This is a genomic window from Pigmentiphaga litoralis, assembly GCF_013408655.1.
Lineage (GTDB): Bacteria > Pseudomonadota > Gammaproteobacteria > Burkholderiales > Burkholderiaceae_B > Pigmentiphaga > Pigmentiphaga litoralis_A.
Map to the genome: position 1 here is coordinate 1271742 of NZ_JACCBP010000001.1, position 21554 is coordinate 1293295.

Annotated in this window: 22 protein-coding genes; 9 read left to right on the plus strand and 13 right to left on the minus strand. The window is 65.3% G+C overall.

Going from position 1 to position 21554, the window contains the following annotated elements; all coding sequences use genetic code 11:
* Positions 1-33: 33 nt before the first annotated feature.
* Positions 34-1497: an MATE family efflux transporter gene (locus HD883_RS05670; RefSeq protein ID WP_179587427.1), complete on the minus strand. Its 1464-nt coding sequence runs from the start codon at positions 1495-1497 to the stop codon at positions 34-36.
* 167 nt (positions 1498-1664) lie between these two features.
* Between HD883_RS05670 and HD883_RS05675 the strand changes: the two genes are divergently transcribed.
* Positions 1665-2555, plus strand: coding sequence for a cation diffusion facilitator family transporter (locus tag HD883_RS05675; RefSeq protein ID WP_179587426.1), 891 nt, complete (start codon positions 1665-1667; stop codon positions 2553-2555).
* A 25-nt stretch (positions 2556-2580) separates the two neighbouring features.
* Complete coding sequence (locus HD883_RS05680; RefSeq protein WP_179587425.1) at positions 2581-3165, plus strand: DUF1415 domain-containing protein; 585 nt, start codon at positions 2581-2583, stop codon at positions 3163-3165.
* Here HD883_RS05680 and arfB read toward each other — a convergent pair.
* Together arfB and bioB are read right to left on the minus strand one after the other, a co-directional pair.
* Complete coding sequence (arfB, locus tag HD883_RS05685) at positions 3162-3575, minus strand: alternative ribosome rescue aminoacyl-tRNA hydrolase ArfB (RefSeq protein ID WP_179587424.1); 414 nt, start codon at positions 3573-3575, stop codon at positions 3162-3164. The genes HD883_RS05680 and arfB overlap by 4 nt on opposite strands.
* A gap of 8 nt (positions 3576-3583) precedes the next feature.
* Positions 3584-4582 carry a biotin synthase BioB gene (gene bioB, locus HD883_RS05690; RefSeq protein ID WP_179587423.1) on the minus strand — a complete coding sequence of 333 codons (999 nt, stop codon included), beginning with the start codon at positions 4580-4582 and terminating at the stop codon, positions 3584-3586.
* A gap of 383 nt (positions 4583-4965) precedes the next feature.
* Between bioB and HD883_RS05695 the strand changes: the two genes are divergently transcribed.
* The 6 genes from HD883_RS05695 to fahA all read left to right on the plus strand — a co-directional run bounded on the left by HD883_RS05695 (position 4966) and on the right by fahA (position 10341).
* Positions 4966-5247, plus strand: coding sequence for an HU family DNA-binding protein (locus tag HD883_RS05695; protein WP_179587422.1), 282 nt, complete (start codon positions 4966-4968; stop codon positions 5245-5247).
* 138 nt (positions 5248-5385) lie between these two features.
* Positions 5386-5865: a MarR family winged helix-turn-helix transcriptional regulator gene (locus tag HD883_RS05700; RefSeq protein WP_179587421.1), complete on the plus strand. Its 480-nt coding sequence runs from the start codon at positions 5386-5388 to the stop codon at positions 5863-5865.
* A 295-nt stretch (positions 5866-6160) separates the two neighbouring features.
* Complete coding sequence (locus HD883_RS05705; RefSeq protein ID WP_179587420.1) at positions 6161-7183, plus strand: Bug family tripartite tricarboxylate transporter substrate binding protein; 1023 nt, start codon at positions 6161-6163, stop codon at positions 7181-7183.
* Between the two features lie 2 nt (positions 7184-7185).
* Positions 7186-8373, plus strand: coding sequence for an FAD-dependent monooxygenase (locus HD883_RS05710; protein ID WP_179587419.1), 1188 nt, complete (start codon positions 7186-7188; stop codon positions 8371-8373).
* A gap of 47 nt (positions 8374-8420) precedes the next feature.
* Positions 8421-9008, plus strand: a complete 588-nt coding sequence (locus HD883_RS05715; RefSeq protein WP_179587418.1) for a VOC family protein — start codon at positions 8421-8423, stop codon at positions 9006-9008.
* A 4-nt stretch (positions 9009-9012) separates the two neighbouring features.
* Positions 9013-10341 carry a fumarylacetoacetase gene (fahA, locus tag HD883_RS05720; RefSeq protein ID WP_179587417.1) on the plus strand — a complete coding sequence of 443 codons (1329 nt, stop codon included), beginning with the start codon at positions 9013-9015 and terminating at the stop codon, positions 10339-10341.
* A gap of 46 nt (positions 10342-10387) precedes the next feature.
* Here fahA and HD883_RS05725 read toward each other — a convergent pair whose 3' ends face one another.
* The 3 genes from HD883_RS05725 to HD883_RS05735 all read right to left on the minus strand — a co-directional run bounded on the left by HD883_RS05725 (position 10388) and on the right by HD883_RS05735 (position 13338).
* The gene (locus HD883_RS05725) at positions 10388-11308 is read right to left on the minus strand and encodes a LysR family transcriptional regulator (RefSeq protein ID WP_179587416.1); all 921 of its coding nucleotides are present in this window, start codon (positions 11306-11308) and stop codon (positions 10388-10390) included.
* 10 nt (positions 11309-11318) lie between these two features.
* The gene (locus tag HD883_RS05730; RefSeq protein WP_179587415.1) at positions 11319-12296 is read right to left on the minus strand and encodes a Bug family tripartite tricarboxylate transporter substrate binding protein; all 978 of its coding nucleotides are present in this window, start codon (positions 12294-12296) and stop codon (positions 11319-11321) included.
* 136 nt (positions 12297-12432) lie between these two features.
* On the minus strand, positions 12433-13338 hold the full coding sequence (locus HD883_RS05735) for an alpha/beta fold hydrolase (RefSeq protein WP_179587414.1): 906 nt from the start codon (positions 13336-13338) through the stop codon (positions 12433-12435).
* Positions 13339-13498: 160 nt separating this feature from the next.
* On the opposite strand from HD883_RS05735, the gene HD883_RS05740 reads away from it, so the two are divergent.
* Entirely contained in the window at positions 13499-14218 is a 720-nt protein-coding gene (locus HD883_RS05740) for a TetR/AcrR family transcriptional regulator (RefSeq protein WP_179587413.1), read from the plus strand.
* A 16-nt stretch (positions 14219-14234) separates the two neighbouring features.
* Here the strand turns inward: HD883_RS05740 and HD883_RS05745 are convergent, their stop codons facing one another.
* From HD883_RS05745 to HD883_RS05775, 7 genes are read right to left on the minus strand one after another with little or no spacing between them, the layout of a single operon-like run.
* Entirely contained in the window at positions 14235-14966 is a 732-nt protein-coding gene (locus HD883_RS05745; protein WP_179587412.1) for an SDR family oxidoreductase, read from the minus strand.
* Positions 14963-16408: an NAD-dependent succinate-semialdehyde dehydrogenase gene (locus HD883_RS05750; RefSeq protein ID WP_179587411.1), complete on the minus strand. Its 1446-nt coding sequence runs from the start codon at positions 16406-16408 to the stop codon at positions 14963-14965. The genes HD883_RS05745 and HD883_RS05750 overlap by 4 nt, the downstream gene beginning before the upstream one ends.
* A gap of 45 nt (positions 16409-16453) precedes the next feature.
* Complete coding sequence (locus HD883_RS05755) at positions 16454-17464, minus strand: Bug family tripartite tricarboxylate transporter substrate binding protein (RefSeq protein ID WP_179587410.1); 1011 nt, start codon at positions 17462-17464, stop codon at positions 16454-16456.
* A gap of 59 nt (positions 17465-17523) precedes the next feature.
* Positions 17524-18249: an enoyl-CoA hydratase/isomerase family protein gene (locus HD883_RS05760; protein ID WP_179587409.1), complete on the minus strand. Its 726-nt coding sequence runs from the start codon at positions 18247-18249 to the stop codon at positions 17524-17526.
* Positions 18246-20603, minus strand: coding sequence for a xanthine dehydrogenase family protein molybdopterin-binding subunit (locus HD883_RS05765; protein WP_257022005.1), 2358 nt, complete (start codon positions 20601-20603; stop codon positions 18246-18248). Before HD883_RS05765 ends, HD883_RS05760 begins: the two co-directional genes overlap by 4 nt.
* A complete protein-coding gene (locus HD883_RS05770; RefSeq protein ID WP_179587408.1) occupies positions 20596-21078 on the minus strand; it encodes a (2Fe-2S)-binding protein in 483 nt (160 codons plus the stop codon). The genes HD883_RS05765 and HD883_RS05770 overlap by 8 nt, the downstream gene beginning before the upstream one ends.
* Complete coding sequence (locus HD883_RS05775) at positions 21075-21530, minus strand: CoxG family protein (protein WP_179587407.1); 456 nt, start codon at positions 21528-21530, stop codon at positions 21075-21077. The genes HD883_RS05770 and HD883_RS05775 overlap by 4 nt, the downstream gene beginning before the upstream one ends.
* Positions 21531-21554 lie beyond the last annotated feature (24 nt).

The following is a 21554-nucleotide window of genomic DNA, read 5'->3' on the forward strand; positions in this document are numbered from 1 at the left end:
AGGCGCCCTGCGCTACCGTTACCCGCCTTAGTCCTACCCCTGCCGCGGCACCGCCGGCGCCGCGGCAGGCATGCCCATTCCGGTCTCTGGCGCTTGCGCAACGGGCGTCGCCTTTTCCGGCTCGGGCGCACCCGCCGCCATGCGCGAATTGCGCCACCCGCCGTACCTGTAGTAACCCGCGGCCAGCACCAGCGATACCATCGCGCCCAGCGGAAAACTCCACCAGATCGCGTCCGCGCCAAAGCGTTCCTGCAGCAGGCTTGCCACCGGAAGGCGGATCAGCCAGATCGAAATGAACAGGATGATCAGGGGTGCATAGACGGCGCCCGTGGCGCGCACCACGCCAAACAGCACGATGGTCACGCCAAACGCCACGAACGACCACACCACGATCAGGTTGATGTGCTGCGCAATCGCGATGGCCTGCGTGCCGTCCGGCAGGAAGATGCCGAGCGAATGGCGATTGAAGACATACAGCACCACGGCCAGGGCGCCGGTCAGCACCAGGTTCAGCCCCACCCCGACCGTGGCGATACGATCGACCCGATTCCACAGGCCCGCGCCCACATTCTGGGCGGCCATCGACGAGACGCCCGCGCCCAGGGCCAACGCCGGCATCTGCACATAGGTCCAGAGCTGCGACGCCACGCCATACGCGGCCGTGGTGTCTGTGCCGTAGGTGTTGACCAGGCTGATCATGACGATGGCTGACGACGAGATCACCACCATCTGCAAACCCATTGGCAGGCCCTTGGCGACCAGGGTGCGCAGCAGCGCCGGCTTGGGTTTGAACACGCTCAATTCCTTGCGTGTCGGCAGCAGGAAGTGCCCGCGCTTGACCAGAAACACCAGCATGGCGACCAGGCTGACCAGTTGCGCGATCAGGGTGGCGAGCGCGGACCCGGCGATGCCCAGCGGCGGCAAGGGGCCCACCCCGAAGATGAAGACCGGATTGAGCACGATGTCCAGCAGCACCGACAGCGCCATGAAGTAGAACGGGGTGCGCGAGTCGCCCGCCCCGCGCAGGGCCATCATCACGAAGCTGAAAAAGAACATGAAGGGCAGCGCGATGAAGATGACGCGCAGGTAGCTGATGGCCAGCGGTTGCGCTTCGATCGGCGTGCCCATCGCGACAAAGATGGCGGGCGTGAACACATAGCCGAGCACCGCCGCGATCACCGACAGCACAATGAAGAAGACGGACCCGGTGCCCACGACGCAGCGGGCCTGCGCGATGTCCTTGCGGCCCACCGACTGCCCGACCAGGATGGTGGTGGCAATGCCGACGCCAAACACCACGCCCAGCAGGAAGAACAGGATGATGTTGGCGTTGGACGTGGCGGTCAGCGCCGCTTCGCCCAGGTAATGCCCGACCCAAATGGCATTGACGGACGCGTTCAGTGACTGCAACACGTTGCCGCCCAGCACGGGCAGCGAGAATTTCAGCAGCGTACTGCCGATCGGACCGGTCGTCAGGTCCTGACGGGAGGGGCTCATGCATCATCCACAAAGGGTGCCGTCGCGGGCGGTGCGCAAATTCTACGGGCTAGAATCCCGGTTATCCCGGCCGCCCTGTAACCTTTTATGCCCACCCCCTGTCCTCTGGCGTCACGCGCTTGCGTTGCCGACGCCCCGCCATCCAGTCCTGTCACGGACCCTCGGTCATGACGCCAGCGTCGCGCCTCGCGGTTGGCACCATCGTCGTGGGGGTGGCCGTCCTGGGCCTCAAGTACCTGGCCTATGTCCTGACCGGCAGCGTCGCGCTGTACTCCGATGCGCTGGAAAGCATCATCAACGTGGCGACGGCCGTCGCGACCCTGGCGGCGGTATCGGTCAGCGCCATGCCTGCCGACGCCAACCATCCCTATGGTCACCAGAAGGCCGAATACCTGTCGGCGGTGCTCGAAGCGGCGCTGATCCTGGTCGCCGCCCTGCTGATCCTGAAGGAGGCCTGGCAAGGGTTCATGGCGCCCACGCCCTTGCAGGCGCCGGCGCTGGGCCTGGCCATCAACGTTGGCGCGGGCGTGCTCAACGGCATCTGGAGCTTTGTGCTGTTCCGCTTCGGCCGCCGCTGGCGCTCGCCTGCGTTGGTTGCGGATGCCCACCATTTGTGGACCGACGTGGTGTCATCGATCGGTGTCGTGATCGGCGTGGCGCTGGTCGCATGGACAGGCTGGGCCAAGCTCGACTCCGTGATTGCCGCATTGGTGGCCGTCGACATCCTGTGGTCGGGCTGGAAGCTGATGCGCGAGTCGGTCGGCGGGCTGATGGACGAAGCGGTCCCGCCCGACGTGCAGGCCACCATTGCGTCGGTGATCGCGACCCACGCCACCGGCGCGATCCAGGCCAATGCCGTGCGCACGCGCCGCTCGGGCAACCTCACCTTCATCGAATTCAACCTGGTGACGCCGGGCGAGATGACCGTGGCCGACGCCCATGACATCTGTGACCGGATCGAAGACGCGCTCAGTCACGCGGTCGTCGACAGCTCGGTCACGATCCACATCGAACCTGAACAACACGCGGTGTCGCATGGCGCGGTTACCGTGGCCTGACCCTATTTATCGAATGGAAATCCCCATGTCATCTTCCCAAGACGCCAGCAACGGCCCGTCGCACGACACTGCCGTGGCGGACACACGCGCGTGGATCGAAAAGGCCGTCATCGGCCTGAACCTCTGTCCGTTCGCCAAGGCCGTGCATGTGAAAGACCAGATCCGCTACCTCGTCAGCGACGCGCGCGATGAAGAAGCGCTGCTGGCCGATCTGGCGCGGGCCCTGGAAGAGATCGCGCAGGCATCCCCGGAAACGATCGACACGACCCTGCTGATCCACCCGTGGGTGCTGAATGACTTTGCGGATTACAACGACTTTCTGGACATCGCCGATGCGGCGGTAGAAGAACTGGATCTGGGCGGCATCATCCAGGTCGCGAGCTTCCACCCGGACTACCAGTTTGCCGACACGGGGCCGGACGACATCGAGAACTACAGCAATCGCGCGCCCTACCCCACGCTGCATCTGCTGCGCGAAGAGAGCGTGGACAAGGCAGTGGAAAGCTTTCCGGAAGCCGACGCCATCTACGAAAAGAACATCGAGATGCTGCGCAAGATCGGGCCCGAAGGCTGGGCCGCGCTGAACCTGCACGGCGCATACCGCACCTAGTCCGTCACCCTGCCGCGGTTGCGCTTGATCTCTCCGCGCAAGACCTTGCGCTGCAGCCGCCGCTGCTGCGAACCGCGCGTGGGCTTGGTCGGCTTGCGCGGCTTGGCCGGGACGGCGTGCGACGCGATCAGGCTCACCAGGCGCTGCAAGGCGTCGTCGCGGTTCTTTTCCTGGCTGCGGTAGGCCTGGGCCTTGATCACCACCACCCCTTCCTTGGTGATGCGCTGATCGTTCGCGGCCAGCAGCGCGGCTTTCAATTCATCGGGCAAGGACGAGCGCGGAATGTCAAAGCGCAGATGGATCGCGCTCGACACCTTGTTGACGTTCTGCCCGCCCGACCCCTGCGCGCGGATCATGGTGAACTCGACGTCGTCCTCGTTCAGCCAGGCATCGCCATAGATATGCAGCATACCGATGATCAGTGCCCTGACGATGCGTGCAGGCCAAGGCGGCCCATCAACGCACGGTCGGCGACCGATTGCGGGTTGTCGGTGGTCAGCAGGCGATCACCATAGAACATCGAATTGGCGCCGGCCAGGAAGCACAGGGCCTGGAGGGCATCGTCCATCGTTTCGCGACCGGCGGACAGCCGTACCATGGCTTGCGGCATCGTGATGCGGGCCACGGCAATCGTACGCACGAATTCGAAGGGATCGACCGCGTCGTTCTCGGCCAGCGGCGTGCCTTCCACGCGGACCAGATTGTTGATCGGCACCGACTCCGGATACGGGTCCATGTTGGCCAGCTGCGCGATCAGGCCGGCGCGTTCTCGCCGCGATTCACCCAGCCCGACGATGCCGCCGCAGCAGACCTTGACGCCGGCATCGCGCACGCGGGCGATCGTGTCCAGGCGGTCCTGATACGTGCGGGTCGTGATGACCTGCCCATAGAATTCGGGCGACGTATCCAGGTTGTGGTTGTAGTAGTCCAGACCCGCATCACGCAGTTGCTGCGCCTGCCCATCGCGCAGCATGCCGAGCGTCACGCAGGTTTCCAGCCCCAGGTCCTTGACTGCCGACACCATCTCGGCCACCGCATCGACCTGATGCGGCTTGGGGCTGCGCCACGCGGCGCCCATGCAGAAGCGTGTCGCACCATTGGCCTTGGCGGCCTGGGCGGCGTCCAGCACTTCAGCCAGCGGCAACAGCTTTTCGGCTTCCAGCCCCGTGTCGTAGCGCGACGATTGCGGGCAATAGGAACAATCTTCGGGACAGCCGCCGGTCTTGATCGACAACAGGGTCGACAGCTGCACGGCGTTGGGATCGAAGTGTTCACGGTGCGTCTGCTGCGCCCGGAAGATCAGATCCGAGAACGGCAGCTCGAACAATTCGACGATTCCGGCGACCGTCCAGGCCGCCGAATTGCGGCGAGTTGTAACGGCAGGCGTAACTTTTGTGGTGTGGATTTCAGTGTGCATGGGGACTCCTGGGCCGCGCTTTCATTCAGGACCACGCTGCGCGGCAAGCACGCATGGTAGGCAATCGAAGCATGCGGCGCAAACGCTGGATAGCCGCAGTATCGGTGAGAGTTGTCCGATTTTGCGGTGATTTTCACGAAGATGAGCAAGCTGACCCTTAACGTTCAGTTATCGGCCCCGGTCAGAATCGTTGGAATGGCCACATTTTTTTTGTATCGCACCGTCCGAATCTGGCGTCGATACAGGCCGCGCGGGCCACGCAAGTGTCGCGCGCAAAGCCAAAACCGACTTGCATTTATGCGCCAAGATTGTTTGAATGCCGCCCTAGTGCTGTTGGCGACCCGCCACTGTCGGCGACCTGCCAACTTTTTTAAGGAGTACGCATGCGCACCAAGAAAGAACTGATCGACGCCCTCGCCGAACGGACCCAGCAACCGAAGAACGTGTCGGAAGCGTTCATCGACGCCCTGGGCGACGCACTGCGCGCCTCGCTGGCGGGCGGTGATGAAGTCGTGCTGCCAGGTGTCGGCAAGTTCTCTGTCAAGGCCAAGGCTGCCAAGACGGGCCGTAACCCACGTACGGGTGAAGCCATCCAGATCGCCGCGCGCAAAGCGCCCGCATTCAGCGCCGCCAAGGTGCTGAAGGATGCCGTGGACGCGAAGTAAGCGCCACGTGCCTGAGCGGCCGGCGCAAGCCGCGCCGCTCGCCAGCGAGTGCACGCCTGGCGTGCCTCGCTAGTCGGCCCCTTCCGGTCGGTCCGCGTTAAACTGGCAAGAAAAAACGACACCCCCGGGGAGCCTTTTTTGCCGAAGACCGCACCCGCTACCGCCGAGCCCAGCCTTGGCGCAAGCACCACGTATCTCGTGTCGCAAGTCCACTTCGCGTTGCGCAACCGCACCGAAGCCGCCCTCAAGAAATACGCCGTCACCGGCATTCAGTACACGGTCCTGTCCGTGCTCGGGCATCGCGATGGTCTCTCATCGGCCGATCTGTCCCGCCGTTTCTACGTCACGCCTCAATCCATGGGCCAGTTGCTCAGCACACTGGAAGAACGCGGCCTGCTCGTCCGCCGCGAAGACGCCGCCAACCGCCGCATCCTGCGCGTGAGCCTGACGCCCGAAGGCCGCACCCTGGTCGAAGCTGGCGCGAAAGATATCGAAGCGGTCGAAGCCGACGCCTTCGCCTGTCTGGAACCCCGCGACCTGAAAACCATGCGCGCGAACCTCCGCACCCTGGTCGGCGAACTGCGCGGCGCGCAGAGCGAAGAAAACCAGGGCGCCTAAAACGCAAGCAGCAACCCAACGCCCGTCGCCATCAGCACCACGCTTGGCACTGCCACATAGCCACCGCCGGGCACAGTGGATCTGGCTCCGCCAGTCCACCAGTGCCGCCCCTGGGGGTGGCGCGCAGCGCCTGGGGGGTGATCGAATTCCGTTGTGACTCCATAATTTTTATGTGATTCATTTCGGGTAAGGCTTCACTTATATTTCCCTGGTACGTGGCTTACGACCACCCAGACAGCGACCGGCTGCGCATCGCGGCACGGATCGCGCAGCCTGCATCGACCAGGGGACACCGATGACCGACACCACCACGCGCGCCGCCCCTTCGCGGCGCGTTTTCGTTTGCAGCGCGTTCAGCACCGTTGCCGCGCTTGCGTTGGGCGCCACCGCCGCGCTGGCGCCGCTCAGCCCGGCCGCTGCCCAGGACTACCCCACCGGCCCCATCACGCTGATCGTGCCCTTCCCGCCGGGTGGCCCGACCGACGTCAGCGCGCGGCTGGTCGGCAAGTCGCTGGGTACCTTGCTTGGCAAACCCGTCATCGTGGAAAACCGCCCGGGCGCGGGCGGCACCGTGGGCTCGGCCTTCGTGGCCCGCGCACCGGCCGACGGCTACACCCTGCTGTGGGGCAGCACCAGCAGCCTGGGCGTGGCGCCATCGCTCTATCCCAATCCGGGCTATGCGCCGATGACATCATTCGCGCCGATCGGCATGGTGGGACGCACGCCGATCCTGCTGGTGACACGCAGTGCGCTGCCGCCCAAGACGCTGCAGGAATTCGTGGCCTACGCCAAGACCCACAAGTCGTCGTACGGATCGGCCGGCAACGGTTCGATCAACCACCTGACCGGCGAATGGCTGAAGGAAGCCGCCAAGTTCGACATGCTTCATGTGCCCTACAAGGGCGGCGCGCCGGCCTTCGCGGACATGGTCAGCGGCCAGGTCGACATGTCGCTCGAAACCATCACGCTGGCCCAGCCCTATCTGGCCAATGGGCGCATCAAGGTGCTGGCCACCACCAGCGCGAAACGCTCGCCGGCGATGCCTGACGTCCCCACGGTGCAGGAAATCTACGGCAATGACTTCGAGGTGTATTCCTGGCTGGCGCTGGTGGCCCCGGCCAAGACCCCGCCCGCCGTGCTGCAGAAACTGAACGCCGCGCTGCGTGATGCGCAAAACGATCCTGAACTGCGCAAGCAGATGGAAACAGGCGGCCTGGATGTGATCCAGACGACGCCCGATGAATTCCGCACCTTCCTTGCCGGCGAGTCCAAGAAGTGGACGGCGCTGGTTGCCAAAACCAAACCTGTCGTGGACTGATCATGCGCATACTTATCGCAGGGGGTGGCCTGGGTGGCCTGACCGCCGGACTGGCCTTGCTCAAGAAGGGCTTCGATGTCCGGATCCTGGAGCAGGCCGCGCAGCTGAAAGAAGTCGGCGCCGGCATTCAGCTGAGCCCCAATTGCAATCACGTGCTGTTCAAGCTGGGCCTGGAACCCGAGTTCATGAAGCTCGCGTCCGAACCGCAAGGCAAGATCGTGCGGCTCTGGAACACCGGCCAGACGTGGAATCTGTTCGACCTGGGCAGCGTGTCGCGCAAGCTGTATGGCTACCCTTACCTGACCGCCCATCGTGCGGATCTGCATCAGACCCTGGCCAATGCCGTGCGGCGCGAAGATCCGGATGCCATCGTGCTGGGCGCCAAGATGGTCGCGTTCGATCAGCATGCTGATGGTGTGACGGTGCAGACCGAAGATGGCCGCAGCTTTCATGGCGACGTGCTGGTGGGCGCCGACGGCGTGCATTCCTTGGTGCGCGAAACCTTGTTCGGCGCCGACAAGCCGCGTTTCTCGGGCATCGTGGCCTGGCGCGGCGTGATCGAAGCCGACACCCTTCCACCGCAGTTGCAGCGTCCCCTGGGCGTGAACTGGGTGGGTCCCGGCGCACACGTCATCCACTATCCGCTGCGGGCCAACAAGCTTGTCAACTTCGTGGCCGCCGTCGAACGGACGGACTGGCAGGTGGAGTCCTGGACCGAACGGGGGTCGACCGAAGAATGCCAGGCGGATCTGGCCGGCTGGCACGAAGACGTGCACAGCCTGATCCGCGCGATCGACGTGCCGTACAAGTGGGCGCTGATGGTGCGCGCCCCCATGGAAAAATGGAGCAACGGCAACATCACCCTGCTTGGCGATGCCTGCCATCCGACCTTGCCTTTCCTGGCGCAAGGAGCGGCCATGGCGATCGAAGACGGCTATATGCTGGCACGCGCGCTGGATGAATACCGCGACGATCCCGCCGTCGCCCTGCAGCACTATGAAGAGGCCCGCAAGGACCGCACCGCGCGCGTGGTCGAAGGATCCAACGCCAACGCCAAACGCTTCCACAACAAGGAACTGGCCCACCCCGAAGGCGCGGCCGCCTATGTGAATCGCGAGTGGCAGGAAGAGCGCGTCAAGGAACGCTACGAATGGCTGTTCACCTACGACGTCGAGACAGCGCCGCTGTAAGGCTGCGCGCCCGATCCGTTGTGAACCTGCCGCTGAAAGGACACACCATGAATAGCCCGATTGCCGCCGACCTGTCGGCGCCCACCGTTCAAGGACTGCACCACTTTGCGTGGCGCTGCCGCGATGCCGAAGAGACGCGGCATTTCTATGAAGACCTGATCGGCCTGCCGCTGGTCCACGTGATCCGTCTGGACCACGTGCCCAGCACTGGCGAGTACTGCCCGTACGTCCACATCTTTTTCGAGATGGGTGACGGGTCGTACATTGCCTTCTTCGACCTGGGCGACGATGTATCCGCCCTGCCCTCGCCGAACACGCCCGCCTGGGTCAATCACATTGCGCTGCAAGTCGACAGCCTGGACCGCCTCATGGCCTTGAAGGCCAGGCTGGAAGCGGCCGGCGTGGACGTGCTGGGCGTGACGGATCACCACATCGTCAAGTCCATCTACTTCTTTGACCCAAACGGTTTCCGGGTCGAGCTGACCGTGCGCACCGTGTCCGATGCGGACATGAAATCGCATGCCCGCGTGGCCCATGCCGACCTGGCCAAGTGGGTGACCGACAAGGCGCAGCTGCGTGCTGCGGCGGGTGCGTCATCCGCCACCGCCGTTTCCGCCAACGCCCAAGGACACTGATCGTATGGCTGATGTGACTACCACTTCTTTGAACGCCACCCACGACGCGTCCGTCCGCAGCTGGGTCGACAGCGCGAATGCTGACGACACCGACTTCCCCATTCAGAACCTGCCTTACGGCATTCTTGAGCGCGATGGACGACGCGGGGGTGCGGTCGCCATTGGCGACCAGGTGCTGGATATCGGCGCGGCGCTGGACGCGGGCTGGTTCGAAGGCGCAGCCCGGCGTGCCGCCGAAGCCGCCAGCGCGCCCACGCTGAATGCCTTCATGGCGCTTCCGCCGGCCGACACGCACGCCTTGCGGGCCGCGCTGTTCGACAGGCTGCGCGCCGATGGAACGTCTGGCGACCCGGCGCGTGCCGATGCCGCCAAGGTCCTGGTGCCTGCCGCGGGCGCCACGCTGCACCTGCCGTGCCGCATCGAAGGCTATACCGACTTCCTGACGTCCATCCATCACACGGAACGCCACGGCAAGCTCAAAGGCCTGAAAGACCCCTTGCCGCCCGCCTTCAAATATCTGCCTGTGGCGTATCACGGCCGCACGTCATCGATCCGTGTGAGCGGCCCGGATGTGGTGCGTCCACATGGGCAATGGAAAGCCGCCGATGGCAGCGTCCAGTTCGGCGCGATCGAAGCGATGGACTTTGAACTGGAACTGGGCCTGTTCGTGGGCCAGGGCAATGCGCAGGCCTCGCCGATCCCGATCGACCAGGTGGCCGACTATCTCTTTGGGTTTTGCCTGCTCAACGATTGGTCCGCCAAGAGCATCCAGTGGTGGGAACAGGTGCTGGGGCCTTTCCTGGGCAAGAACTTTCATTCCTCGGTGTCGCCCTGGGTCGTGACGGCCGAGGCCCTGGCGCCCTTTCGCACGGCCGCCTGCGCGCGTCCTGAAGGCGACCCCGCGCCGCTGCCGCATCTGGCCAGCGAGGCGGACCAACGCCAGGGCGCGTTCGATATCCAGCTCGAAGCCTGGCTGTCCAGCGACACGATGCGCAGCAGCGGCGACGGCCCGGCACGCATCAGCCAGACGAACGCCAAGACGCTGTACTGGACTTTTGGCCAAATGGTCGCCCATCACACCAGCAACGGGTGCAACCTGTTGCCTGGCGACCTGATTGGCAGCGGCACGGTATCGGGCGAAGCGCGCAGTTCCATGGCCTGCATGACCGAGATGACCAGCGCCGGGGCCGAAGCCATCACGCTGCCGAATGGCGAAACGCGGAAGTGGCTGATGGATGGCGACGAGATCGTGCTGCGCGGCAAGGCGGAAAAGGCGGGCTTTCGCACGATCGGTTTCGGCGAATGCCGCGGCCGGATCGCACCGGCGCGATAGGCGTCAGCGGGGCAACCGGGCGGACGGTTACCGCAGCCCGGCTCCCTCAGCCCGCTGACGGCTTCGGCAGTTCCGCCACGACCTGCTCGAAGGTCGTGACGAACGCGGTCAAGGTTGGCGAAGGCACCGCGCCGGCCCGCGTGATCACATAGAAATCGAAACTGACAGCCGGCACCAGCGGGCGGCAATGCACCGCGTAGCGCAGGCAGGCGCTTTGCGCGAACGACGGAATGATCGCGATGCCAAAGCCCTTTTCGGCCATCGCAATCGCGGTCTCCAGATGCTGCACCGTGGTCCGCCGCGCAATGTTCAGCTTGTGGCGGAACAAGGCTTCTTCGGTCAGGCTTTGCACCGGGCTTTCCGGAGTCAGGCAGATCAGCGGCTGATCGTTCAACGCCTGCCACGGCATGTCGCCGCTGCCGGTATCCGCGGCGTGTGCGGTGCGGTCCGACGCATATACCGCCGCCAGGTGCGAGGGAATGATGGCCTCGCGCCGCAGCCCCGACACCTTGGCGAAAAAGGCGCCGAAGGCCGCATCCAGTCCGCCGTTTTCCACGGCCTGCTGGATTTCGACCGGGCTGCCATCGACCACTTCCACCTCCACCTGCGGATGCGTCGCGGCAAAACGCAGCAAGGTGTCCGGCACGATCGCGGACGCCATCAACGGCGTGAAGCCGACCCGCAGCGTGGCGATGTCCTGCCGTTCCATGTCACGCAGCCGCAGCGCCGCGTCGCTCAGTTCCCGCGCAATCAGCGCCGCGGTGGGCAGGAAGACCCGGCCGGCTTCGGTCAGCACCACGGCGCGCGTGGTCCGTTCGAACAGCCGAGTATTGAGCTGCGATTCCAGCTCGCGAATGGTTGCGCTCAGGCCCGCCTGGCTCAGGTGCAGATGCTGAGCCGTCTTCGTAAAGTTGGCCGACTCGGCCACGCCAAGGAAGGCCTTGAGCTGACGCAGGGAAATATTCATGCGCCGCCGATCAGTCCAGCCGCAGGTTCAGGCGCTTGATGATCTTGCCCCACTTGTCGGTGTCCACTTCGATCAGCTGCCGCAGTTCATCCGGCGTGGTCGGGCCGGGCGTCGCACCGGCGGCCACGATCCGCGTCTTGACCTCGGCATTGTTCAACGCTGCATTCAGCGCACCGTTCAACTTTTCAATGATGGCGGGCGGCGTGCCGGTTGGGGCGGCGATCGCGAACCAGCCCGTGGCTTCATAGCCTTTCAGTCCCGCTTCGGCCAGCGTCGGCACATCGGGCAAGGCCGGGCTGCGTTCCGCGGTGGTGACGGCGTAGGCCTTGAGCTTGCCGGCCTGGATGTAGTTGACCGAGCTGGGCGTGTCGCTCATGGCCAGCGGGATCTGCCCGCTCATGGCATCCACCGTGGCGGGGCCGGTGCCTTTGTAGGGCACCAGGACCGTCTTGACACCCGCCGTCTGGTTGAAGAGTTCGCTGGCCAGTTGCATGACGGTGCCCTGCCCGCCGTGGCCCAGCGACAGCTTCTCGGGCATGGCCTTGGCTTCGGCCAGCACGTCGGCAATGGTCTTGGCCTTGGCGTCGGGCGGCCCCACCAGCACGAACGGCGAATACGCCACGCGGCCAACCGGGGTCAGGTCCTTGATCGGATCGAAAGTCATGTTCCGGTACAGCACGCCGTTGATGCCCAGTGCGCCCGCGCCGCTGAAGCCGATCACATAGCCATCGGGCGCCGCGCGCGCCACGGCTTCCATCGCAATGTTGCCGCCCGCGCCGCCCCGGTTTTCGACCACGACCTGCTGGCCTAGCCGTTCGGACATGACGGGTGCGATCACCCGCGCGATCAGGTCGGTGCTGCCGCCCGGCGGGAACGCCACGATCATGCGGATTGGCTTGGTGGGATAGGCGGCGGGTGCCTGGGCGTACGCGCCCGGCAGAACAGCCAGCGTGCAGCTGGCTGCCAGCGCAAGGGTCCATGTCTTCACTGCGGTCTCCTGTTGGGCCGTGCACGGTGCGGCGCGCGGCTGTCTTTCCCTACCGGTCTGGACGCCGATATCAGAAAAATATATTACGCTCATATTTGAGCATAGTCATTTATTTACGCCACCGGGCGTATGCGGATCAACCCTTCATCAGGATGTCCACCAGCAAAGGATTGATGGCATCGGCCGCCTCGTAGATGGCCCAATGGCCGGCGCCGGGAATCAGATGGAAATGCGCCGACGGGTGCACCTGCTTCAGCACGCGTCCCTGCTCGGCCACATCGCCGCCATACACGTCAAATTCGCCGGACACACCGTGGATCTCGCCGGTCAGGCGATGAAAGGTTTGGGGCGTACGGCTGGCCAGCAAGGGCCGCATGTCCAGCGTCGTGCGCAGCACATTGCGGGTCTGCAGGGCGACCGCCAGTGCATCGATGCGGGCGGTGTCATGGATCATCAGCACGCCCAGGTTGTGCTTCTGGATCGCGGCCATCTCGGCGGGATCATCCACACCGCGCCAGCGGCGGATGCCTTCGGGCAAGGCCAGCGGCCCATCGGAAAAACTGCCGCGCAGCAGCACCAGCTTGCGCACCTGCGCGGGCCGTTCCACCGCCATGGTTTCCGCCAGCACCGAGCCCAGTGAAAACCCCAGGATATCGACGGGCAGGCCATGCTCGGGCAACAGCTCGTCCATCCCGTGCCACAGCAGCGAGGCAAATCCCGCCATGGTGGGCGTGTTGGTGTAGGGATCGGCGTCGCCGTGGCCCGGCAGGTCGGGCACGTACAAGGTGTGGTGGGCGCTCAGGGCGTCCAGGTTGCGGATCCAGTGCGTCCAGGAGCCGCTATTGCCGTGCAGCAGGACCACCGGCGACCCGTTGCCCCAGATGCGCCACGTGATCGTGTTTGCGCCCGCTGGCGTGGACACGCGGCGGGCCGAGGATTCCCAGCGTGCCGCGTCGGCCGGCAGGTCGCCCACGACCGCGTCCCCGGCGTTGGCAGGCGCCCGGGAAGCACCCTGGGCAGCGATCTTGGCAGCGTCGGCCACGGCGGTCTCCTTTTTAATAAGTTAACTTTATATAAACGACACTTACTTTGTCAACGCGTTGCGGCATCGTGCGCGAAGGGCTTTTCTTTTAGAATAGGCACCGTTTGACGCATCCGCTCCTACCCTGGCCACGCTCGCGCGGGCCGACAACAAGAAATTCATGAAAGACACCCTCACTGGAAAATCCGCATCCGCCCCTGCGCTCGGTCTGCGTGAACGCAGCAAGCAGGACAAGCTCCGACGCATCAAGCAGGCGGCACGCGAGGTCTTCCTTGAAAAGGGCTTTGACGACGCAACCACCCGCGAAATCGCCCAGCGCGCCGACGTCGCCATCGGCACCGTGTTCGTCTACGCGGCCGACAAACGCGACCTGTTGATGCTGATCATCAACAACGACCTGGACGCCGTGAACGAAAAGGGCGAAAAAGCCCTGCAGTCCGACCTGCCCCTGCTCGAACAGCTGATGAAGTTCTTCACGCTGCGCTACACCTACTGGGCGAAAGAGCCGCCCCTGTCGCGCGCGGCCGTGCAGGAAACTGCCGACTTCCTGGCCGAGACCACCGACAAGGGCAAGGAAACCAGCCGCTTCTATGCGCGCCGTTCCAACATCTCGTCGATGCTGACCGACCTGGCGCGCCAGAAGCAGGAAGCCGGCAAGATCGCCGACACCGCGCCACCCGAACTGATCGCCGGCCTGATCATGACGATCTACCTGACCGAAGTGCGCCGCTGGCTGGCGCAAGGCACGCCCAAGCCTGCCGTGGGCCTGGCCCGGCTGCGCGCCCTGCTGGCGCTGGCGATCCAGGGCCTGGGCCCTACCGGGGCCGAAGTGCCGACCATTCCATCGATTCCATCAGGCAAGAAACCGCGCGCCAAGTAAGAGATGACTGGCGGGCTCAGCCCCGCCCCAGCAGCGGCATCGACAACGGGAAGATCACGCTTTCGTACAGATTGACCTCGGGCGGCAGGGACGCCATCAGCAGCACCACCCTTGCCACGTCCGACGCCTTCATCAGTTCACCGGGCGCGAACTTCCGCCCGGACTTTTCGGCCAGCGCGGATTCCGTCACCCCCGGGTGCAGCACACTGACGGCAATGCCATGCTCGCGGCCGTCCAGCGCCAGCGCGTGCGTCATGCCGTCCAGGCCATGTTTGGTGGTCGTGTAGGGCACGGAATTCGGCCGCGGCACCAGCGCCGCCACGCTTCCCATGTTGATGATGCGACCGCCCCCGCGGGGCTTCATCACACGGAAAGCCTCGCGGCTGCACAGAAAAGCGCCCGTCAGATTGACGTCCAGCACCTGGCGCCACGCGGCCAGGGTCAGGTCTTCAATGCGCTGACTGGTGGTCACGCCAGCATTGTTCACCAGCAGGTCGACGCCACCGAAGGCGGCCACGGTGCGGTCGAACAGCTGCTGCACTTGCGCTTCGTCGGTCACATCGGTGATGCAGATCGACGCCGTGCCGCCTGCCTGGCTGATCAGCGACGCGGTCTCGATCAACCCCTGTTCGTTGCGGGCGGCAACCATCACGCGCGCCCCCGCGGCGGCCAGCGCAATGGCCACCGCGCGGCCGATGCCGGAGCTTGCGCCCGTGACGATGGCTGTCTTGCCGGTCAGGTCGTTCATGGCGCGGGGGACTGCGAAATGAACTTGGGCGTCAGGTAGGCGGCCACGCCTTCGATGCCGCCTTCGGATCCGTAGCCGCTGTCCTTCACGCCGCCAAAAGGCGATTCGGCCGAGGCAATCGCAAAGGTGTTCATGCCCACCATGCCGCTTTCGATGCCGTTCGACACCTTGATGATGCGGTCCGCATTCGACGTGAAGGCGTAGGCCGCCAGTCCGTAGGGCAGATGATTGGCCTGGCGCAGCGCCTCGTCGTCATCATCGAACGGCACGACCATGGCCAGCGGGCCGAACGGCTCTTCGGACAGCACGCGCGAGTCGGCGTGCAACGAGGCCAGGACCGTGGGCCGGAAGAAGTACCCATCGCCCGACAGGCGTTCGCCGCCAGTGACTACGGACGCACCGCGTGACCTGGCGTCTTCCACCAGCGTGTCCATGGCAGTCAGACGCCGCGGGTTGGCCAAAGCGCCCATCTGCGACGACGCTTCGACACCGGGCCCGACCCGCAAGGCGCCGGCTGCGCGGCCGAACAGATCGACAAAGGCATCGTGCACCTTGCGATGCACGAAGAAACGCGTCGGCGAAATGCAGACCTGCCCCGCGTTGCGGTACTTGCCCGCGGCCGCCATTCGCGCCACGGCTTCGACATTGACATCGTCGAACACCAGCACCGGCGCGTGACCGCCCAGCTCCAGCGTGACCGGCTTGACACCCCGCGCGGCCAGGCCGGCAATGTGCTTGCCCACCGCCACGCTGCCGGTAAAGGACACCTTGCGCACGATGGGCGACGCGATCAGGAATTCGGAAACTTCTGCCGGCACGCCGAACACCACATTCAGCACACCTTTGGGAAGACCGGCATCCTGCAGGGCGCGCGCGATTTCGATGGCGCACGCTGGCGTTTCTTCGGACGGTTTGATGATGCATGTGCAGCCCGCCGCCAGGGAACTGGCAATCTTGCGCGCCGGGATCATGGCCGGGAAATTCCACGGCGTGAACGCCGCGGTGACGCCGATCGGTTCCTGCACGACAATCTGCCGCCAGCCGTTCTCGCGCGGCGGAATCACGCGGCCATAGGTGCGCCGGCCTTCTTCGGCCGCCCACTCCAGCATCTCGGCCGTCACCATGACTTCGATACGCGATTCGGTCAGCGTCTTGCCCTGTTCGAGCGACATGATCCGCGCGATACGATCGCTGCGTTCGCGGAACAGCTGCGCGGCCTTGCGCAGGATTTCACCGCGCGCCAGGGGCGATATGATGCGCCAGCGCTGGAACGCGGCCTGCGACGTGTCGATCGCGCGTTGCAGATCGTCGGTCGTGGCATGCGGCAGGTCGCCCAGGCTTGCGCCCGTGGCCGGGTTGATGACCGGCTCGGAACGGCGGCCGGTGGTATCGAGCCACTCGCCGTCGATGAACATTTTCAGGTCCAGCATATCGTCACTCATGGATGCTCCAGATAGTTGACGTTTGCAATCATTCGGCCTGCGCCGTCATTCGGCAGTGATGCCGGCGGCACGGATGATCTTGCCCCACTTTTCGGTATCGGTACGGACCAGCGTGGCCAGGTCAGCCGGACCGCCCGGCAGCGGCTCGGCCCCGATGCTGCGCATGAACTCCGCGATGGCCGGATCGCGCGTGACGGTGTTGAGCCAGCCGGTCAGACTGGCCAGCACGGGCGCCGGCGCATTGGCCGGCAGGAAGATGCCGAACCAGCCGCTCAGGTCGTAGCCGGGCACGCCCGCTTCCGCCATGGTGGGCACGTCGGGCAAGGAAGTGGGACGGGTCTTGCCTGTCACGGCCAGCGCGCGCACGCGGCCACCCTTCAGTTGCGGAATCGCCAGCGTCGCATCGGCAAACAGAAAATCGATGCGGCCGCCGATCAGGTCGGTCATGGCTTGAGGCACGCCCTTGTACGGCACGTTGACGGCATCGACACCCGCCAGCGTTTTGTACAACTCGCCGGCCACCTGGCCCGTGGCGTTGCCGCTGCCCCACGAATACTTGCCCGGTTCCCGCTTGAGCGTGGCGGTCAGATCCGCCACGGTCTTGTAAGGCCGGGCCTCGGGATTGGTCAGCAGCACAAAGCCCAGCGATGCGACGGTGCCCACCGGCTGGAAGTCCTTGACCGGATCAAAGGGCAGCTTCTTGAACAGATGGATGTTGGCGGCGTGTGTCGAATTTGGCGTGAACAGAATGGTGTAGCCATCGGCCGGCGACTTGGCGACCATGTCGGCCGCGATGTTGCCCAGGGCGCCGGCACGGTTGTCGACCACCACCGTCTGCCCCGCTTCCTTTTCCAGGCGAGCGGCCACCTGCCGGGCCACGGCGTCGATGCCGCTGCCGGCCGGATAGCCCAGCACCATGCGGATGGGTTTGGTGGGATAGGCCTGGGCGTGCGCGGTCGATGACACGCCCAGCGCGGTGGCGGCGAAAACGGCCAGGCCGGTGGCGGACAAGGCGGCAGCGTGGAACGCCCGCCGCTTGGAAAAGAAGGAAGTCATGCTGTCTCCTGGGTAGGGCATGGCGCGATACGTAGCCGCGCCGGTAGGGATGGTGATGCCTAGAACTTGGCCGACAGCGCGGTGCCCGCCAGATGCCCGGCCAGTCCGCTGGACGTGCCGCGCGGCAGGCCCGGCGCCAGTTCCAGGAACTGTTTGACGGCGCGGATCGTGACCGCGCCGCAGCCCAGCATGATCGAGGTGATGCGCCCGACTTCGGCATCCAGCTGGTCGCCGGCCACGACCTGGCTGACCAGCCCGGCCTGCAGGGCTTCGGCGGCCGAGACGGTGTCGCGGGTCAACACCATGCGCGCCACCGTCTTGACCGGCACGCGGCCGATCAACGCGGACATGACCAGCGTGGGCGGGATGTCACGCTCCATTTCCGGGATCTGGAACGACGCGGTGTCCGCCGCAATCGTCACGTCGCAGACGCCCGCCAAGGCGCAGCCCACGCCAATCGCGCGGCCGCGGATCACGCCCAGCACCGGCACGGCCGTGGCTTTCAGGGCGTCGTACAGTTCCAGCGCCGGCATGGCGACCGTGCGGCGCAGGTGTTCCGCCGACGGCGCGGCGCCCTTGGCCGGCATGGGCGAAACGCGGCCCGCGCAAAAATCCGCGCCATTGCCCGACAGGCGGATCAACTTGATATCGTCATCCAGTTGGTTGACGGCAGCAACGATCGCGCGACCCATCTCGGCATCGAGCAGGTTGCCGTTGGCCGGTGTGTTCAGCGCGATGTCGAGCAGCGCGCCGTTGCGCGTGACGGTGACCTTGTCGGTATTCACACTCTGTCCCCTTGATGGATGGCTTCCCAGATCGACGCCGCGGTGGCGGGCATCGGCAATTCGTCGGTGGTGACCTCGCGCAGTGCGTCGGCCAGTGCATTGAAGATGGCGGCGGTGGCTGGCGTGATGCCGCTTTCGCCGCCGCCTTTCACGCCCAGCGGATTGCCGCTGGTGGGGTCTTCGGTCAATTCGATGCGCAGCGGCGGCAAGGCGCCGGCACGGGCCACGCCATAGTCCATGTACGAGCCGCTCAGCACCTGTCCGCTTTCCGGATCGACCTGGAAGCCTTCATACAAGGCCTGGCCAATGCCCTGCGCCAGGCCGCCATGCACCTGGCCTTCGACAATCAATGGATTAATGGGCGTGCCGACATCGTCGATGGACGTGTAGCGCGTCAGCTCGACCTCACCCGTATCCGGATCGACTTCCAGTTCGCACACCGCGGCGCCGGTGGGGTGCGCCGGAATACGACCGTTGAATTCCGCAACGACCCGGAAGCGGTGCGTGTCGGCGGCGGCGCCCTCGGCATCCGGCAGGCCGGATTCCGCAATCCGTCGCGCCACATCCGCGAGGCCAACCTTGCGCTGCGACGTGGCATCGACATACTCGCCATCAATGAAACTGACTTGCCCTTCGGTGGTGTCGAGCAAGGTCGCCGCCACGGGCTTGCCCAGGTCGACCAGCGACGACACCGCCTGCACGATCAGCGTCCCCACCAGCCGCATGGACCGGTCGGAATGCGTGCCGCCGCCCACGCTCACAAAGGCCGAATCGCCCGTGCGCAGGCTGATCGCTTCGAAAGGCACCCCCAGCTTGTCAGCCAGTACCTGCGCGAACGTGGTGGCATGGCCCTGCCCGGTCGTTTGCGTGCCGGCCACCAGATCCACGCGGCCATCGGGTTCGACCGTCAATTCGATGCGTTCCTTGGGTGCGCCCACGGGTGATTCGACATAGTTGGCGACGCCTATGCCCAGCCACCGGCCGCGTGCCCGGGCCGCCGCGCGGCGCGCTTCGGCAGCGTCCCATTCGGAAACGGTCAGCGCGCGTTCCATGTTGGCGGCAAAGGCGCCGCTGTCGTAGTTCAGACCCATGGGACTGCGGTACGGCATCTGGCCGGGCTGGATGAGATTGCGGCGGCGAATCTCGACCCGGTCGATGCCGAGTTCACGCGCGGCGATATCCAGCATGCGTTCCATGACGTGCGTCGACTCGGGCCGGCCCGCACCGCGATACGGTCCGGTGGGCGCACTGTTGGTCATGACGGCGCTCAATTTGGCGGCAGCGGCAGGCACGTGATAGACCGTGGTCATCACGCGGGATCCGTTGGACAGCGGCACATACGACACCGTGTGTGCGCCCACGTTGCCGATCAATTCGTGGTCCACGGCCAGGATGCGTCCATCGGCCGACAGCGCCATCGCGGCGCGCGCGACCTGGTCGCGGCCCTGGTAGTCGGACAGGAAGGCTTCGTTGCGATCGCTGGTCCACTTGATCGGCCGCCCTACCCGCTTCGATGCCCACAGCACCGCCAATTGTTCGGGATTAACCATGCTGCGCGGGCCAAAGCCGCCGCCCACGTCAGGGCTGATCACCCGCACTTGCGTTCGCGGCACCTTCAGCGCGTCCGCAATGCACAGTTGCTGGCGGGTCACACCCTGGCTGCCCGAAATCAGCAGATAGCCCGACTCGGGGTCGTAGCTGCCCAGCGCGGACCGCGGTTCCATCTGGCAATTGACGATGCGGCTGTTGCGAAATTCGCGGCGCACGACGTGGTGCGCGCCGGCAAAGATCCGGGCAATGTCTTCAGGGTTGCCGATCTGCACCTGAAAGCACAGGTTCGATGGCAGGTTGTCCCACAGCTGCGGCGCATCGGGCAGCATGCCCTTGTCGGCATCCACCACTGCGGGCAAGGGATCGTAGTCAACGTCAACCAATTCGGCGGCATCGCGCGCTTCGCGCTGCGTCTCGGCCACGACCATGACGACCGCTTCGCCCACATGGCGCACCTTGTCGATCGGCAGCGGAATGTGCCGCTGGTTGAAGACGTGGCCGGTCAGCGAATCATTGAACGCACGCTGTTCATGCGCGATGGCATCGGCCGGATTGGGCACGTGGTCCATGCCCTGATGACCACCATCCAGATAATCCTGTCCCGTAAGCACGGCGATCACCCCAGGGGCGGACCGTGCCGCTTCCAGGTCCATGCCGCGGATGACCGCATGGGGGCGCGACGACCTCAGAAAGGCGGCGTATACCTGGCCCGGCAGCGACACATCATCCGTGTACTGACCTTTTCCGGCGACCAGCCGCGCGTCTTCCGCGCGCGGCATGGGCTGTCCGATCAGCTTAGGCATGCGGGCCTCCTTGCCGGGCGGCGGCCGCGTGCTTCACGGCTTCGATGATGTTGACGTAGCCGGTGCAGCGGCAGATATTGCCTTCCAGGCCATGGCAGATCGACGCGTCATCCAGCCGGCCGTCCACCGTCAGGTAATGATCCACAGCCATGATCATGCCCGGCGTGCAAAAGCCGCATTGCAGCCCGTGGCATGCCACGAAGGCTTCCTGCACCGGACCCAGGGCGTCGGGCGATGGCGCCAGCCCTTCGATCGTGACGACGTCGCCCCCGCTGGCCTGCGCCGCCAGCACGGAACAGGATTTGACGGCAACGCCATCTAGATGCACGGTGCACGCGCCGCACTGGCTGGTGTCGCAGCCCACGTGCGTGCCGGTCAGGCCCAGGTCCTTGCGAATGAATTCGACCAGCAGCGTGCGGTCGTCCACGTCGCGCGAGACGGACTCGCCATTGATCGTCACGTGGACCTGCATCATGCCTGCCCCACCCGTTCGGTCATGGCGGCCGAAAAGCGCTTGAAGAATTCGTCGGCCAGCTTGTTGGTGACCGAACCGATCAGGCGCGATCCGATCTGCGCCAGCTTGCCGCCGACTTCGGCCACCGCAACGTAGACCAGCTCGCAGCCGTCGTCCGTGTCGGTCAGCGTCACGGTCGCCGTCATCTTGCCAAAGCCGGCGATGCCGCCGTCACCCTGGCCAATGATCGTGTAGCCGGTGTCTTCCACCTTGTCGGCAATGGCCAGCTTGCCCTTGAAGCGCGCCTTGACTGGCCCGATCGCGGCGACGACAACCGCCGCATAGGTGTCCGGCCCGGTCGGCTCGAAGGCCTCGCAGCCGGGCACGCAGGCCTGGAGCACGGCGGGGTCATTGAGGCCGGCCCAGACCTGGGTGCGGGCGGCCGGAATGCGATGACTGCCTTTGAATTCCATGACGTTTCCAGAAGAAAAGAGAAT